15 protein-coding genes are annotated in these 17,818 nt (G+C 34.1%); 8 read left to right on the top strand and 7 right to left on the bottom strand.

The annotated features are described in order from the left end of the window. Positions 1-7 precede the first annotated feature (7 nt). Positions 8-2,041, bottom strand: a complete 2,034-nt coding sequence (locus tag DW114_RS10965; RefSeq protein ID WP_117453797.1) for a sensor histidine kinase — start codon at positions 2,039-2,041, stop codon at positions 8-10. Beyond that, positions 1,977-2,666, bottom strand: a complete 690-nt coding sequence (locus DW114_RS10970) for a response regulator transcription factor (protein ID WP_117453798.1) — start codon at positions 2,664-2,666, stop codon at positions 1,977-1,979. Before DW114_RS10970 ends, DW114_RS10965 begins: the two co-directional genes overlap by 65 nt. Positions 2,667-3,507: 841 nt before the next feature. Between DW114_RS10970 and DW114_RS10975 the strand changes: the two genes are divergently transcribed. The 8 genes from DW114_RS10975 to DW114_RS11010 all read left to right on the top strand — a co-directional run bounded on the left by DW114_RS10975 (position 3,508) and on the right by DW114_RS11010 (position 13,440). Further along, entirely contained in the window at positions 3,508-4,713 is a 1,206-nt protein-coding gene (locus tag DW114_RS10975) for an RtcB family protein (RefSeq protein WP_117453799.1), read from the top strand. 146 nt (positions 4,714-4,859) lie between these two features. Then, the gene (locus DW114_RS10980; RefSeq protein WP_117453800.1) at positions 4,860-5,288 is read left to right on the top strand and encodes a MarR family winged helix-turn-helix transcriptional regulator; all 429 of its coding nucleotides are present in this window, start codon (positions 4,860-4,862) and stop codon (positions 5,286-5,288) included. Positions 5,289-5,303: 15 nt separating this feature from the next. Continuing rightward, on the top strand, positions 5,304-7,028 hold the full coding sequence (locus tag DW114_RS10985) for an ABC transporter ATP-binding protein (protein WP_117453801.1): 1,725 nt from the start codon (positions 5,304-5,306) through the stop codon (positions 7,026-7,028). After that, the gene (locus tag DW114_RS10990; RefSeq protein WP_117453802.1) at positions 7,028-8,884 is read left to right on the top strand and encodes an ABC transporter ATP-binding protein; all 1,857 of its coding nucleotides are present in this window, start codon (positions 7,028-7,030) and stop codon (positions 8,882-8,884) included. Before DW114_RS10985 ends, DW114_RS10990 begins: the two co-directional genes overlap by 1 nt. Positions 8,885-8,986: 102 nt before the next feature. Next, positions 8,987-9,166: a DUF3795 domain-containing protein gene (locus tag DW114_RS10995; protein WP_317286364.1), complete on the top strand. Its 180-nt coding sequence runs from the start codon at positions 8,987-8,989 to the stop codon at positions 9,164-9,166. Between the two features lie 268 nt (positions 9,167-9,434). Next, the gene (locus DW114_RS11000) at positions 9,435-10,295 is read left to right on the top strand and encodes a DegV family protein (RefSeq protein WP_117453803.1); all 861 of its coding nucleotides are present in this window, start codon (positions 9,435-9,437) and stop codon (positions 10,293-10,295) included. A 14-nt stretch (positions 10,296-10,309) separates the two neighbouring features. Continuing rightward, positions 10,310-10,963, top strand: a complete 654-nt coding sequence (gene trhA, locus DW114_RS11005) for a PAQR family membrane homeostasis protein TrhA (RefSeq protein WP_117453804.1) — start codon at positions 10,310-10,312, stop codon at positions 10,961-10,963. 176 nt (positions 10,964-11,139) lie between these two features. Then, complete coding sequence (locus DW114_RS11010) at positions 11,140-13,440, top strand: leucine-rich repeat domain-containing protein (RefSeq protein WP_117453805.1); 2,301 nt, start codon at positions 11,140-11,142, stop codon at positions 13,438-13,440. A gap of 32 nt (positions 13,441-13,472) precedes the next feature. On the opposite strand, the gene DW114_RS11015 is transcribed toward DW114_RS11010, so the two are convergent. The 5 genes from DW114_RS11015 to DW114_RS11035 all read right to left on the bottom strand — a co-directional run bounded on the left by DW114_RS11015 (position 13,473) and on the right by DW114_RS11035 (position 17,818). After that, entirely contained in the window at positions 13,473-14,840 is a 1,368-nt protein-coding gene (locus DW114_RS11015; protein WP_158552237.1) for a DUF2812 domain-containing protein, read from the bottom strand. Between the two features lie 2 nt (positions 14,841-14,842). Next, positions 14,843-15,145: a PadR family transcriptional regulator gene (locus DW114_RS11020; RefSeq protein WP_117453807.1), complete on the bottom strand. Its 303-nt coding sequence runs from the start codon at positions 15,143-15,145 to the stop codon at positions 14,843-14,845. A gap of 93 nt (positions 15,146-15,238) precedes the next feature. Next, positions 15,239-15,700: an AraC family transcriptional regulator gene (locus DW114_RS11025; protein ID WP_117453808.1), complete on the bottom strand. Its 462-nt coding sequence runs from the start codon at positions 15,698-15,700 to the stop codon at positions 15,239-15,241. Between the two features lie 11 nt (positions 15,701-15,711). Continuing rightward, complete coding sequence (locus DW114_RS11030; protein ID WP_117453809.1) at positions 15,712-17,082, bottom strand: radical SAM protein; 1,371 nt, start codon at positions 17,080-17,082, stop codon at positions 15,712-15,714. Continuing rightward, a complete protein-coding gene (locus tag DW114_RS11035) occupies positions 17,057-17,818 on the bottom strand; it encodes a YoaP domain-containing protein (RefSeq protein WP_117453810.1) in 762 nt (253 codons plus the stop codon). Before DW114_RS11035 ends, DW114_RS11030 begins: the two co-directional genes overlap by 26 nt.

Raw genomic sequence — 17,818 nt, forward strand, 5'->3', positions numbered from 1 at the left:
CCAGGAACTAATCTTGTTTCTGGCTTTCTGGTAATTGGATGATAAAGGAACAGCCTTTTCCTTCTTCACTGATGACATAGATATCACCGCCATGTTCTAATATGATGGATTTGGCAATATACAGACCTAAGCCATGCTCCTTTTGATTTTGATGGCGATAACTAATTCCTTTATCAAAAATATTATCGAGCTTTTCCTTAGATATACCTATGCCATCATCTTGAAATATAATTTGTATGCCAGATGCATTTCTAGTTTGTCTGATTAGAATATGACCATTTTCCTTTGTGAAATCTAGGGCATTAAACAACAGATTTTCAAATACACGAATAAGTTGTGTTTCATCGCCTAAAATATAAGCAGGTATATCCTCTAATTCAAGCTTTAAGTAAATTGCACAAGCATCACAATCGGGCTTATTATTTTCATAAAACTGGTTTAAAAAAGATTGTATACAGATAATATTTCGTTTAGAGAGTGGTAGATCTTCTTTAGAAAAATGTTGCAGTTGAGCGACATAGCTACCTGCTTCTTCTGATTTTTGACGTATGATATTTAAATAGTTTTCTACTTCAGAATCAATTGGGATATCTTCATCCTGAAGATAATCTACAAATAATTGAATACTGGATATTGGTGCCTTAACATCGTGCGCAAATTCACGAAGGAAGGCTTTTCTTTGATTCAGCAAATGTTGCAGCTGCATGGTTCTTTGCTCCACCGTTTCTTCTAATCGTTTTGTCAGCTGATCGTTTTCTTTTAATATTTGAATAGTTTTACGAATCATGAAAATTGTAAATAAGATAATTACCGCAAAAGATGTATATTCATTTGGCCAACAATAAGTGATTGGCTCAAACGCATTACGATGCCATAAAGTATAAAAAATCCCTATTACATAACAACAATTCGCTGCGATGCTCCATTGATATATAGACTTGTTTTTTTGTAAGCCAATCATACTTGTATAAAATACAAAACCAACGGATATGTATTTATAGCTGTCAATTATAAGACCATATATACGAAGCATTATTTCATTTTTTGGCAGGATAATGCCATATGTTAAAGATGATATGCAGATGAAAATAGAAACTGGTAAAATCATAAACCGATAGAGCCTGTTTTTTTCAATATGTGCTAATTGTGCATTTATGGAAAGGATACATGCCATCATAATAAAGTAGCTGACATCATTGATTGCATACATGAAGTTTACAGCAGAGAAGCCAATAAATCGCCATAATTCCATAGAAATATAGATACTAAAAGATAATGCAGCACATCCAAATAAAAAGTATAATGAAGTTTTTTTATTTCTTATCCAAAGCACCATAGAGTATGTGGCGATGGATAAGGTAGAGAAACAAAGAAACCCATAAAATAATAATTTATGCAGTATCATAGACATGATACCATCCTGTGTAGATATTACAGGTGGGAAATAAAGACCACTATAATAGTAAGAAGAATTACCAACAATGAAATATAAATCTGATGAGGAATCTACCGTAAAGGTAATCACTCTGTTTTTTATAAATGATGAAACAGGGTCGTGATGGATGTCACCGTTTTGAATCAATCGTGTATCATCTAACCATAACTCATAAGCCGTATCTACTTCTGGGATAAACATGGAAATCGTTGTAGGTGTATTAGCCATCAGCTGTATATGATAACTGGATATACCAAAAGGATCAACACCATCCAACCGCATAGAATAGTCTGGATACTGGCCTAAATAAATAGATGTTTTGTCTGTGAAATCGGATATCTCTTTGATATTGACATGATGATAATAATCCCAATGATCCACAAGAGAGTATATTTGATTTTGATCAAATGATACATCGTTTAAATGTAATACCCCTTGATGTATGGGAGCTTGCGCATGACGATATTTATTATCATGGGAATCTATGAACTGGAAGGATAATAACGTAAAAATGATGATGATTGTCAGGATAGAAATTGCTTTAATCTTTTTCATGAATACCAATAAACTGATAGCCTTTGCCCCATACGGTCTGAATATATTCATGATTCGGACAAATCTTGTTTAGTTTTTTTCTGGCACTGCTGATATGTACCTGTACAGTATGGGCATTGCTGATCACCGGTTCCTTCCAAAGGTGGTCATAGATTTCATATTGAGAAAATACCATATGTTCATGAGTCGCAAGAAAATATAAAATATTAAATTCAGCATCTGTTAGAAGAATCAATTCATCTTTATAAAATGCTTTATGACGAATGGCGTCAATCCATAAATCTCCAAAACGAATCTGTTCTTTCTGTTTTAATTTAATGGTTGGATGGATGCGTTTTAATATTCTGATTCTAAGCTCTTCCAGATTACATGGTTTTCCTAAAAAATCATCTGCACCGGATAAGAACCCATGGATACGATTATCATCCTGCGCATAGTTTGATAAAAAGATGATCGGAATATTTATCTCACTTTTGATTTTCTGACAAATCTCATAGCCGTTTTCATTATCCTGTAATTTGATATCTAGAATGACACAATCGATAGATTCTTTCATATATGGAAGGGCAGTTTTAAAACTGTTTGCACAATAAACGATAAAATCTTGTTTTGTAAGATAATCTCGTATGGTATTCATATATTGTATATCATCGTCAATCATTAAAATGGTGTTCATAAGCTCCTCCTGATCAGGGTATCATAATGAAAAGGCCTGTTTTGTTACTGGCTGATTTTTCGTATCAATTACAATTTATATTGTATTCCTTTTAAACTATGGAAACAATAATGTTGTTAACCCGCTTTATTATTATACATGATAACTTTACATTCTTTATCACATTGAGAATGGAAAAATATTCAAGAATATTCAAGAATGTACAAGATTGCGTTTTTTTCAGGTTATAGTAATACAATATTATGTTTCTTGTGAATATCGTTCATGTAGGAAATATTATGCTTTTTTTTACGTATTCCATCAAATTATATTCCCTCATAAAAGATGAAGAAGCGATAAACTAAAAAGGATACACCTCATAAAGCTGAAGTACCATCTACATCCGATACATCAAATGTACCTAAAACAACAGATCAACAAGAAAAAGCAATAACAGGTGTTATTAAAGATACTGCAGGATCTTATTCAATTAACCATCCTGTTAACGGCTTGCTTGCCACCTTCGTGATGTTAGCAGGTGGTGTTGCAGTAATAGAAAAAAAGAAAAATGATCAAAAATAATAAAATCAGGTTGTGAGTAATCACACCTTTTTTTGTCATATTACATTTTTTTAAACTATGACTGTACAAGAAGAGAAAATGGTGTTAAAATCAAACATAGCGAAAGAAGGTGGACAATATGATGAATAAAAATAATCGATACAATCTTAATACACAGAAGTCATATTGTTCCATCTTGTAATATTTGGATATTAAAGCAGGAAATTGTTTATATGCACTTCTGTAGAACAGAGGTGTTTTTTTATAGTGGGAAAAATAGATAATAAGGAGAAAATAATTTATGATAGAAATTAAAGGAAGTTATACAACTGCGGTTGTATATACAGAGGAACTGGATGATGCCAGTATTTCACAGATTTTTCAGATCTGTAATCAAAAAAGTATGGAAGGCTGTCATATCGCCATTATGCCAGATGTACACATGGGATCTTCTTGTTGTGTAGGTACAACAATTGCTTTAAAGGATAAAGTGATACCTAGTCTTGTAGGTGTGGATATTGGTTGTGGTATGGAAGTTGTGAAGTTGAAAGAAAAGCATATAGAGCTTGCCAGACTAGATAAATTCATACGTACTGAGATACCATCAGGCTGTAATATTAGAAACAAGATTCATAAAAAAGCAGCAAAGTTAAATTTAAGAAACCTATATTGTTTTCATGCCATAGATGAATTAAGATCAGAAAAAAGTTTAGGTACGCTTGGAGGAGGAAACCATTTCATTGAAATTGATACAGATGAAGATGGTTGTTTATATCTGGTCATTCATTCTGGAAGCAGGCATTTAGGCGTGGAAGTCGCAAGTTATTATCAGAAGCTGGCATATGATCATTTAAATGGCTGTGATGAAGAAAGTTTAAAGGCTTTAAAAGAAAGCTTTAAGAAACAAGGCAGGGAGCAACAATATGCTGCTATCGCAAAAACATTGAAGAATACAAAGAAAACAGATATTCCTTATCTAATGTCTTACTTAGAAGGAAAGTATAAAGATGCATATCTGCATGATATCAAAATCATTCAGGAGTTTGCGGATATATCAAGACAGGCAATGGCTGAAGATATCATGAAGTATATGAAACTACATGCTGTAGAACGATTTACGACCATGCATAATTATATTGATGAACAGCAGGTATTAAGGAAAGGCGCTATTCGCGCTGGTAAAGGTGAAATCGTATGGATTCCATTGAATATGCGGGATGGCGCATTATTATGTAAAGGAAAAGGCAATTCTGCATGGAATGCCTCAGCTCCTCATGGGGCTGGTAGAGCAATGAGCAGAAGTGAAGCAAAACAAAGCTTTACATTATCTGAATATAAAAAAGAAATGAAAGGGATTTTTACATCATCTGTCGTAAAATCAACGATTGATGAGTGTCCTATGGCTTATAAACCTGCGGATATGATCATTTCTCAGATTGAAGAAAGCGTGGAAATCTTAAAAAAAGTAACACCAATTTATAACTTTAAAGCAGGCGAGGATGAATAATCTTCGCCTTTCTTTTAAAATCATACATAAAAATATATGGTTATGAACAGTGTGCGAAAATCATAAGATTTACCTTGACATGATAAAAAAACAGGTATATATTTAGCATGCTAATAATTAGCTATCTAACTATTGAGGTGATGAATATGCAGACTTCGTTTCATTTTCTAGTATTTAAAGCGTTTCACGCACAACGCAATAAAATCAGACACAATATGGATGCCTATGGCTTATATCCCGGACAGCCAAAGGTTCTGCGTTATATTGCGGTAAATTCTAACTGTAAGCTAAAGGATATCGCAAAAGAATGTGATGTAGAGTGTGCGACTGTTAGTAAACTGCTTAACAGCCTGGAAGAGAAAGGCATGCTGACCCGTCATGTTGATCAAAAAAATAAGCGTGCTTTACAGGTAAATATTACAGAAAAGGGAAAGAAAGCGCTAGAACAATGGAATGCACATTGCCTTGAAGTTGAAGAACTGTCACTACAGGGCTTTTCTGAAGAAGAACGTGCGCAATTTGAAAACTATTTATGTCGCATGTATCAGAATTTGAGTGGTAAGACAATAGAATAGATGGGAGGGATTCTTATGCTCAAACGGTTATTCCCTTATATGAAAACGTATCAGAGATATCTGGTACTGGCTTGTTTTTGTGTAATCGCAGAAACAATATTTGAATTGATCATACCAATTTTAATGGCGGATATCATTGATGTTGGTGTGGCGAATGCAGATAAAGAATATATTATTATGAAAGGTGCACAGATGATTGTGTGTGCATTGTTGGCATTGGTACTTGGTGTTTTATATGCCAGATATGCCGCAACAGCAGGACAGGGTTTTGGTGCTGAATTAAGAAAAGATGAATTCAAGAAGGTACAAAATTTTTCCTTTGCGAATACCGATCACTTTTCAACTTCATCTTTGATTACCCGTTTAACAAGTGATGTTACCATCCTGCAAACAGCGGTCAGTAACGGTGTTAGACCACTAGTTCGCTCACCAGTCATGTTGTTGACAGCCCTTGTATTGACTTTTACAATCAACGCAAAGCTAGCGGTTGTCTTTATGATTGCCATTCCAATTTTAGGTGTCGGCTTGTTTATTATCGTTAGAAAAGTTGGACCATTATATCGTCTGATGCAAAGCAGTATCGATAAAGTCAACACCATCGTTCAGGAAAACTTAAACGCAATCAGAGTGGTAAAGTCTTATGTAAGAGGCACATATGAAGAAGAAAAATTTGCGGATGTAAATGAATCTTTACGTGTCGCAAGTTTAAAGGCATTCTCTACTTCTGTTTGGAATATGCCATTATTTCAAATCGTAATGTACGCAACCATTGTATGTATCGTTTGGTTTGGTGGCAATATGATATTTATTGGAGATATGAAAGTTGGAGAGCTTACTGGATTTTTAAGTTATGTTATGCAGATTTTAAATTCACTAATGATGATTTCAGCGGTATTCTTAATGATTACCCGATCCATTGCCAGTTGTGAACGTATCATTGAGGTATTGGATGAAAAACCAGATATCAATGATCATGATGCAAAAGAAGTCATGGTAGAAGAAGGTAGTATTGACTTTGACCATGTATATTTCAAATATAAAGCTTCTGCGGAAGAATATGTATTATCCGATATCACATTGCATATTCCAAAGGGTTCTACAGTTGGTATATTAGGTGGTACGGGTTCTGCGAAAACAACCCTTGTACAGCTGATCCCAAGACTATATGATGTCAGTGAAGGGGAAGTACGCATTGATGGAAGAAATGTAAAGGAATATTCTATTGAACATTTGCGTGATGCTGTAGGTATGGTGCTTCAAAAGAATACCTTATTTAGTGGTACGATAAGAGAAAACCTGTTATGGGGAGATGAACACGCAAGTGATGAAGATATCGAATGGGCATGTCATATCGCAGCTGTGGATGAATTTATCGGTAATTTCCCTAAAGGGTATGATACAGATTTAGGACAGGGTGGTGTCAATGTATCTGGTGGACAAAAACAACGTTTATGTATTGCCAGAGCATTATTGAAAAAGCCTCGTGTATTGATATTTGATGACAGTACCAGTGCGGTGGATACTGCAACAGAAGCAAGTATTCGTGAAGGACTGGCTTCCTTAAAAGATACCACAAAGATTATCATCGCCCAGCGTGTCAGCTCTTTACAGCACGCAGACCAGATCGTCATTTTGGATGATGGAAAGATTCATGCAATCGGAACACATGAAGAATTATTGAAAAATGATCCGATTTATCAGGATATCTACACATCTCAACAGGAAGGAGCTGGTTTATAATGGCAAGACAGATTACAGGTAAAAAACCTAAAAATATGAAAAAGACCATGAAGAATTTTCTGGCCTATCTTGGAATGCATAAATTTGCTTTGATACTTGTTGGCGTTTTGGCAATATTTAGTGCCGGTGCTAATCTGTTTGGTACGTATCTGTTACAGCCAATCATTGATAATTACATCGTTCCTAAAGATTATGATGGATTATTCACGGCAGTGGTATTCATGGGAATCATGTATGCCTGTGGTGCTGTATGTACCGCAGTATATAAACAGTTGATGACCCGCACTTCACAAAAAATTGTTAAAGAAATCAGACAGGATTTATTTGATAAAATGCAATCACTCCCACTTCGTTTCTTTGATACGAATACCCATGGGGATGTCATGAGTCATTTCACCAACGATTTAGATACTGTACAGGATGCCATGAACAACTGTTTTGATAATCTGATTCAAAGTTTTACTATGATCACTGGTACTTTGATTGCTATCTTTATATTAAACTGGAAGTTATCATTGATCGTTATGATTTCTATGATCTCCATGTATCTTATGATTCAGTATTACAGTAAGCGTAGTAAATATTATTTTTCTCATCAGCAGGCAGCTATGGGAAATCTGAATGGCTTTATTGAAGAAATGGTGGATGGTGTCAAAGTTGTTAAAGTGTTTAATCATGAACAGAAAAACTTTGAAGAATTTGAACGAAGAAATGAACGTCTGCGTATTGCTTCTACTAACGCATTAACTTATAGTGGACGTACTATTCCAACAGTTGTTTCCATGTCTTATCTGAATTATGCAATCGTTGCATGTATTGGTGGTTTCTTTGCAATTGCAGGCAATATTGGACTTGGCGCATTAGCATCTTATCTGGTATATGTAAGACAGACAGCAGCACCAATCAACCAATTCACTCAACAGTTAAACTTCATGCTTGCGGCCATGGCAGGTGCTGAACGTATTTTCACCATGATGGATGAAAGTGAAGAAATTGATGAAGGTAAAGTTACACTTGCACGTGTACGTATCTTGGAAGATGGAACCATGCAGGAATGTAAAGAAAACACAGGACACTGGGCATGGCGTCACCCACATGATGGTCAAATTGAATTGGTACCATTACGTGGAGATGTTCGTTTTCATGATGTTGTCTTTGGCTATGAACCAGGTGTAACAATTCTGAAAGGTATCAACCTTTACGCAAAACCAGGACAAAAGATTGCATTTGTAGGAAGTACTGGAGCTGGTAAAACAACCATTACCAATCTGATCAATCGTTTTTATGATATCGAAAGTGGCAGTATCACTTATGATGGCATTGATGTAAAACTAATCAAAAAAGATGATTTACGACGTTCTATATCTGTGGTGTTACAGGATACCCATTTATTTACCGGAACCATCGCAGATAATATTCGTTATGGAAATTTACATGCGGATATGGATGATGTAATTGAAGCCGCAAAACTTGCGAATGCTCATTCATTTATCAAGCGTCTGCCCAATGGCTATGATACGATGTTGACAGGAGATGGCGCAAATTTATCTCAGGGACAACGACAGCTGTTAGCAATTGCCAGAGCAGCTATTGCCAATCCACCTGTATTGATTTTAGATGAAGCCACAAGCTCCATTGATACCCGTACAGAGAAATTAATTGAAAAAGGCATGGATCGTTTGATGGAAAATCGTACAGTCTTTGTGATTGCCCATCGTTTAAGCACTGTACGTAACAGTAAGGCAATTATGGTTTTAGATCATGGTGAAATCATTGAACGTGGAAGTCATGATGAATTAATTGCCCAGAAAGGCCGTTATTATCAGTTATATACTGGACAATTTGAATTAGATTAATATTATGGATAGAAAGGTGAAAGCATCTTTCTATCCTTTTTTGTCTGTTTTTTACAATTCCTTTTTTTATCCAGATGGTAGGATATAATCGAGGTGATCATTATGATAGAGTCAAGATGTGGCATCGTATGCAGTGAATGCCAGTTTTTAAAGGATGGGGTATGTGAAGGATGTACAAAAATCACAAAACCTTTTTGGGGAGATGTTTGTGTAATCAAGCAATCTTGTGAAAAGAAAGGGCACGATCATTGTGGACAATGCCCCTCATTTCCTTGTGCATAATTAACAGCGTTTTCCTATGATCAAAAGCAGGGAGATAATGGAAAACGTATAAAACAGTGTGAGATATGGATGAAAGAAGAAAAATAAAAAAATGATATGAATTAAGATAAAACGGCTGCTTTATTTAAGAAACAGCCGTTTTATCGCATCTTATTCAAGTCTTAGTATCCTCATATCAAAAATAAATATAAGTAGTTTCTAAAACTAGATTGACTAATCATCTTAATTAGAATATACTATGTATGTGATTGATGTGGAGGTAACAAAAATGAATAAACAGAAAACAGCAATTCTGACGGATACATGTTGTAATGTACCAGAAGCTTATGCGAAAAAATATGATATGTATGTCATTCCTTTAAAGGTAATTTATAAAGATAGGGAATACTTAGATGGCGTAGATATTACACCGGAAGAAGTATATGAAAGCTTATCAAAAGAAATTCCAAAGTCCAGTTTGCCTGATGGAGAAGCTATTCTTTCTATCTTCGACAAGATCAAAGCTGATGGATATGAAAATGTGATTGCGATAACATTATCCAGTGGATTAAGTGGCACAAATAATATGATTCATTTATTATCAAAAGATTATGAAGGATTAAATTTCTTTATTTTGGATACAAAAAATATCTCTATTGGCGGTGGCTTCCATGCGATTCAGGCAGGCCGCTATCTAGAAGATGGTATGTCTTTTGAAAATATATGTGAAAAACTTCAAAATGAAGTATATAAGTGTAAAGTATTCTTCGTTGTGGAAACTTTAGAATATCTTCAAAAGGGTGGAAGAATTGGTTTGGTCGCATCTTTATTTGGGAATGCATTAAATTTAAAACCAATCATTTCATGTAACGATGAAGGCATTTATTATACAGTCGCAAAAGTACGTGGTAGAAAACAATCTATCTCAAAAACAATTGAGCTTGCGTTAAAACTGGCAGGTGATCATAAGCGTTACAATGTTGCGATTATGAATGGAGCCGCAAAAGAACTTGCCGCAGATATCAAAAAAGAAATTCTGCCAAAACTTCCAAATGTAGATATCTTCATTGAAGAGCAGGTGACACCAGTATTAGGTGTTCATACAGGACCTGGCACTATTGGCATTGGTGTACAGATTCTTGAAGATTAAGGAGGCAGAAGCTTATGGAACAGCAATCCATGAAAGATATGTTTAAATTAGAATTTGGAGAAGAAGTTGCTAACTGTGTCACACATGGGGTTATGGCCTTGTTGTGTTTGTTTGCACTTCCGTGTGTTGCTGTTTATGGCTATATACAGGCAGGCATGCTAAAAGCAATCGGAGATGCCATCTTTGTGATTAGTTTATTTCTGATGTTTATCGTTTCTACGCTGTATCATTCCATGCCATTTGGCACAACACATAAATATGTATTTCGTAAATTGGATCATATTTGTATCTATTTTGCGATAGCAGGAAGTTATACACCAATTGCATTAACTGTTATCGGTGGCACAAAAGGATTTGTTATTATCGCTATAGAATGGCTGGCAGTACTTGGCGGTATCTTATTGAAAAGTATTAGTTCCCATGCATTTCCAAAGCTGTCTATGGCAATCTATATGATAATGGGATGGGTCGCAATCCTGTTCATTCCTGATTTAGTAAGAGGCAGTTCCATCTTATTCATCTCATTGATTGTCGCAGGTGGTTTAATGTATACCATTGGCGCTGTCTTTTACAAACACCCAGAGAAAAAGTACTATCATTCCATTTGGCATATATGTATCAATATCGCCAGTATCTTCCATTTTATAGCGATTATCTTTCTTATTTAACCAGTTCCATATTGAGCTGGTTTTATTTTTTTTATTTACAATCATATCATCATCTGATGTTCAAGAATATTCAAGAATTCATCACATATGAGTTTTATATATTCATTTCTGATAAAATGTAAGCGTATTAATTATGTTTTGTTCGGGTTGACCGAAAGAAAGGTAAAAGAAATAATATGAAAAAACGAGATGAAAAAAAGGCAGTTGTATGTGCATTATGCTTAGGATTAGCATGTAGTAGTAACTTGGGGATGTTGAATATTCACGCAGTTGAAACAAAAGCACCTGAAACAGTTGTGACAAAGAGTGATGAAACACAAGAAACTTGGGTTAATGTAACAGAATTTTCAGATGAAATAATTACCTCTACGAAAGGCATATATGGAGAAACTAATTTCAATGATCAAGGTCAAATGAGAGTTGATAATGTTGAACAAGTTTCAATATCAAATACACCAATCACGAATTTAAATAAGAGTTTAAAGGGAATTGATAAGTTGCCAAATGTGGTAGAATTATATTTGACTAATAGTGGTCTATCAGGTGATATTACTTTACCTAAAATAGATAATTTAACATATTTGGAGATTGCATACAATAATATAAAAAATTTAAATTTAGAAAATACACCTAAATTAAAAGAATTAATTGCTCAAAACAATGGTGTTTTAGAATCTATTAATTTGAATAATAACACAGACTTAACTAACTTAAATGTTTCTAATAATTCACTAACTATTTTGGATATATCAAATAATACAAAATTGGAAAAAGTTAATGCACAAAATGATGGACAAAAAGGATTATTAAAGGAAATAAAGTTAGGTAGTGAATATCCTAATTTAACAAGTTTGTCTTTTTATAACAACCATGTAGAGTCTTTTGATTTTAGCAAACTTACAAGTGATAAAAAGATTACGGTAAATGGAAAATACAATAAGCTTAAATACGCTGATTTATCAGGTATACAATCTAAAAACAAAAGTACAAATTTTGACTTGTCAGGAAATAATTTACTAGGTTATGATTTAGGAGAAAATTTTAATGGTAGGGTAAATATTACTGGACAGCTGCCAACAGATGTTGAAATGAATGAGAAGGGTGAAGTGAATTTAGCTGATTATGGATTGACAACAAAAGATTTTAAGAGTGTCAAAAACGTAAATGGTAATTGTGATTATAATAGTGAAACAGGAATATTTAGTAATATAAAGGATTCTGAAATTATTTATAATTTTGAAAGTTCTGGAAAAAGTATGGAAGTCACTATGTATGTAACACAAAAATCATATATAAATTCATGGATAAAGGAACCTACTATTGCTAGCTATAATCTTTTAGAAGAACCACAACCAAAAGCAGAAGCAAAATATGGTATGGTTGAATTCAAATATAGCAAAGATAATGAAACATTTGATTCTAATAAACCTAATTCTGCAGGAACATGGTATATGAAGGCTTATGTAAAAGCTGGAGAAAGCTATACTGGACTAGAAAGTGAATCTAAGAAATTTGAAGTGAAAAAGGCAAATGGATCTGCTATTGTAGAAATTGAAGGATGGAGTGAAGGGGAAAAGCCTAATCTACCAGTAATTAAAACAGAGGCATATAAACCAGAAGAAAGACACATATCTTATAAGAATAATGATACGGGAGAGATATCTTCAACGCCTCCAAAAGTAGCAGGATCATATTCAGTTATTGTTGATTTTTATGAAAATGATATCTATCGTGGATTAGTAATTAAAAAGAATTTTATGGTGGAAAAAGAAAAACAAAAAGAAGAAGAGCTTATTAAAATGATTATAAATTTAGGGGATAGTAGCTATTTTAAATTAAGCGATGTTAATATTGACAGCCTGACTTCAGAAAATGAAAAAGAAATCAAAGAATCCTTAAAAGGAGCAACCTATGAAAATGGGAAGTTTATAAATATTAATGGAAATGTAGTTACATTCCATTATACATTGGGTAATACTATTTGTAATTATAATCTAGAGATTGTAAGAAATAGTAATCAACCAGTCATCGTAACGATGGATATTAAGGCAGAAACAGATAAAGATGGAAATATATATCTGAAAGACTTAAATTTAAAAAATTATAAAGATGAATATGCATCAAATATTAAGTCCTCTTGTGTAGGTGCGAAATTTGATAATGGAAGGTTCTATGATTTTGAGAATAATAAATTTGAATTTGCTTATAATGTTAATGATAAATTAGCATATCAGTATAGAGTTACCATCACAAAGGATAATACTGTGATAGCACCTGATGTGAAACCAGAGGAACCTGCAAAACCAGTAAAACCTACAAAGCCAGCTGATAACAAAGGCGATAAAGATAAACCTAAAGATGCAGTTGTGAAAGATACTTCAGCAACCACACAAGATCATACAGCAGGTTTATTGATGGGCTTCGTTACATTAGCAGGTGCAGTGATAATCACAAATAAAAAACACGAAAAAGAATAGTAAAAAAAAGAAGCTATGAATTTAGCTTCTTTTTAAATGGTTAGGAAATCTTCAAATATCTGAAGATATTGCTTTGTTAATTTTTCATCATATACAGACATTCTGATACTATATATATAATTGTCTTTTTGTACAATGAAAGCTGGATAATTATCTGATGTTAAATCGTATCCTTGATCAATATCAGGATGCTTATATTCTGGATATGCTTGATACAATGTTTGATCATCAGGAACATCCCCATAGATATATTTCATTGATCTTGTATTAAAGTGGCCATGTGAAAAGGTGTAGTCATCAATTAATTTTTCTTTTAGGAAATAGGCAGCTTCATTTTGATTTTTTATTTCCATCATCATGATATCAAATTGAGAATTATCAGTGGAATAGCTTGCTTTAAATTGTAATGGGACATGGGAGGAACTGTTGATATCGAGGACTTCCCATGTTCCTTTATTTGATAAGGAATCATTGAAGTAATTGAAATAGGCGGTTTGTTTGATACTGGATAGTTTTTGGCTTTGTAAATCTAGAGAATAAGAAATGCCTGTAGATATGGGGATGATGGCTAAGAAAACAAATAGGGTAAGCATTTGATTGACTTCTGTTTTAATTGAAAAGTGATTACGTATAAATAGAAGTGAAGAACCAAGAAACATTCCGATTGCAGGATATAAGAAAGGTTGTAGATGATTATATAGGAATGCATCTTTATGAGGTGCCATCATGAGGGTAAGCAGACAGGCAAAAAGCATTACCACAATAATCAATATATCCAGATAGCGAGACAACATTGCATTTTGATAAGATGTATTATGTGTGGATAAACCGTTTTTTATCCGATGTTTATTTAATAGAAGCAGATAAAAATAACGGAATAGTTCTATCGCTATGATGATTACACCAAAAATCACAGCGGGAATCGCAAAACGGATAAAGTCATCATCTAAAGTTGCAAAGCGAGGATGATAGGAAAAAACATCATAAATGCAGTATAAAATATAAGCAAATGCAAGAATCAATGCAATGAGGGTAGGCATGATGGATTTTTTCACAATCTTATATTGAATCATATCTTCTGTTTGAATTGGTATTAAATGATCACTTCGTTTGGCACAGAATATTTGCATTTTGTCATAACCACAGACAAATTTCCAGCCGCTTTCTTCACAAAAGGAACGATAATCTTTTGCTTCTTCGATATTTTGAGAAGAAAATAAAGTGATTTTTGGAAAGAAATCCACGCAATAAACTAAATCCTGCGGTTCTTCTTTTTGAAATTTGAAGAAATATCCTATTTTCTTTAAGATATATCCTTTTTGCGCTTTGTGTTCTAAGTATTGTTGTATTGCCTGATAGTCCATTGGATGAAAAGCATTGATTGTATATAATGTTTTCATAATCATACCTCCCCGCTATCAATTAACATTTGTTTTAAGCGTTGTTTTTCTTTTTCAAATAATTCATTTCCTTCTTTCGTGATTCGATAGATTTTCTTACGTTGATCTTCTCCTACTTTTTTGATGAAGCCTTCTTCTTCAAAACGAGAAAGCAGAGTATACAAAGTGCCGGCACCTACTTTGATACGGCCATGGGTGATTTCATCAATCTGTTGCATGATTTCATAGCCATGATGAGGCTGTCTTAAAACAAGTAAAATATAAAACATTTGTTCTGTCAGTGTCTGAAATTCTTTTCGTGCCATGTGATCACCTCACTATATTGATTATCGATATATCTATTATCAATTTAATGTATAAATAAGTGTTTGTCAATAGAAAAGCAGTAATTATAGAAATTACTGCTGGATTGCGATATATACATAACAATGAGCCTTGTTGTCTTTTGAGAATGCTTTGGGAATGCTAGCTTCATAATCTTTTGTAAAGCTGCGTTTGATAAGCTGTTTGTTTTGATCATCCCAGATTCTAATCCATGCTTGTTTTGTACAAGCTTCGATATTTCCCTCATCATTTGTTTCCTCATATAGAAGGTAAGTGCCTTGTGCAATTTTTTCTTCCATCTTTGTGAAGAAATCCAATGTTTCTGCCATAATGGTTAAATCATAGGTGCCTTTTTCATCTGATGTATAATTGCTGTAACAGGAAATGGGTGTCACATTTTCAATAGGATGATGTTCATTATCACATAACAGGGGAAGATTTCCTGTTGTGATATCGTTCCAGAGTGCCTGGATTTTTTCCATGCCTTCTATTGTGTTGTCGGTTGTTAGTGTAACGTTTGTTAGATGATAATTCATATTGTTCTCCTTTATAATAGTGACATCTGTTTGATGCCGGTTTCTTTTTTATATGCATGAATGATATCGTTCATGCGATAGAGGATACCGTATTTCTGGCATTCTTTTTGGAATAGTTTCCATAAAGCTTGATGATGAAGAGATTCACAGGAATAGGTATTGTGATAATATTTTTCATATAGCTGTCGTTTTCCTGGGAAAAAGCGATCCAGTTGATAGTAAAAATAACTGCGTTGATTTGATCGCAAGGTCACACCAAAACCTGGATAGATGAATTTGGCATGATGCAAGTGTGCCTGTTCAATAATTGTTTTGATATTTTCTTCACTGTCATTGATGAAGGGAAGTATGGGCATCATTAAAATACCAGCGAAAATACCAGCCTGATGCAGTTTTTCTAATATTATAAAGCGCTTGGAACTGACACAGACATGTGGTTCGATGATACGGCATAATGTATCATCTGCGGTTGTAATGGTGATTTTTACAATGCTAGGGTATTGTTTTGATATTGCTGAAATTAAATCAATATCTTTCAGGATCAAATCACTTTTGGTATCAATGCCAACACCAAATCCATAACGATAGATCAGCTCTAATGCATCATGTGTGATTTTCTCTGTTTTCTCAAATGGATGATAGGTATCAGACATGGAACCAATTCCTATAACACCTTTTCGTTTCTTGCGTTTTAGTTCCATTTCAAGAATAGATAATTCATTTTCTTTCTTACGAACGATATCAAAGTTATCTACCTGATAACACGAACTGCGAGAATCACAATAAATACAACCATGAGGACAGCCTTTGTATAAATTCATATTATAATCCATGCCAAACCAGGTATATGGCTCTGTGGGTTTACCATTTCCCTGAAGTAAAGATTTTGCGCTGATGCTGGGCATATGATCTGGTGTATCCTGTAAGATGGGAATACCGATTTCTATAACAGAATATTCATCCTGATAAGCAAAACCTGGTCGATAGGCTTCATAATAAACAAGATCTATTTGTTTTGGTGTAAGATGTGCAGCTGGTAAATGCTGTTTCATCAGGTATTGTATGGTATCTGGTAGTTTGCGCATAGGACCAATATGTTCATAAAGAAAATAGTGGGAACGGGGCAATAGAAAGATTTCAAAGTCATCGGGATAGGTGATATCCGCAGGCAAACAACAAGCATAATACAACTTTGATTGTTCACGAAAGGTGATGCCATATTTTTCAAAGGGCTTTTTTTGTTGAAGATGATAACGCTTGATATCCTGTTGAAAACTTTGCCAAAATGATGTGATCAAAGACATGTTTTTAGAAAAAGAAGCAGTTAGAGGAATACGTTTTCCAATCAGGAAACGATTATCCTTTTGTTTTATCTTTTCCATAAGCCGCAATGAGTTTATCTAGTTTCTTTTCAGATTGGATTTCATGTGTTATGAATTTTCCATCTATAAACAATGCATGAACACACCATGGGGCAGGGACTTCCATGACTTCTTGTTTACTTTGAAGTAGGTGCAGATGTACAGGAATACCAGCAGCTTCTACATGCTGTTTTAAGATTTCCGCATATTTTAAAGCAAAAGGACATTGTGGTGTATAGTATAATACAAAACCATCTTCTTTTGTTTTCATTGTTTTAGCGGTATCGGTAAAATGTGGCATAGCTTTGTTATCGGTAAGAGGCAGATATAGTAATTGATAGACACCTGCTTCATCAACAAGTGTAAAGCCCTTATACTTTAAATAATCGCCATCACTTAGAAAGCCTAGTTTTTTTTCACTGGATATTACCGCTATGCCATCCATATTCGCATCTTTGGCATCCTGAATACATTGAGATAATAATGCATTGCTGTAGCCTTTCCCTTTATATTGTCCACTGACCCAGAAACAGTCGATCATCATCATATTCTTGCCTTCCACAGGTGCCCATGCGCAAGTAATTGGCGCATATTCAATAAATACTTTGCCTTTTGCCTGTAGACGATAAAACTGCAAGCCTTCTTTCATGCGCTGTGTTAACCATATCTTTTTCATCTGAACCTGGGCTTTATCACTTAAAGCACAACAGATATGCTCCTTTTCTATATTTTCTGGTGTAAGTTTTATAAATTCCAT

The sequence above is a fragment of the Absiella sp. AM09-50 genome (assembly GCF_003433845.1).
Taxonomy (GTDB): domain Bacteria; phylum Bacillota_I; class Bacilli_A; order Erysipelotrichales; family Erysipelotrichaceae; genus Hoskinsella; species Hoskinsella hominis.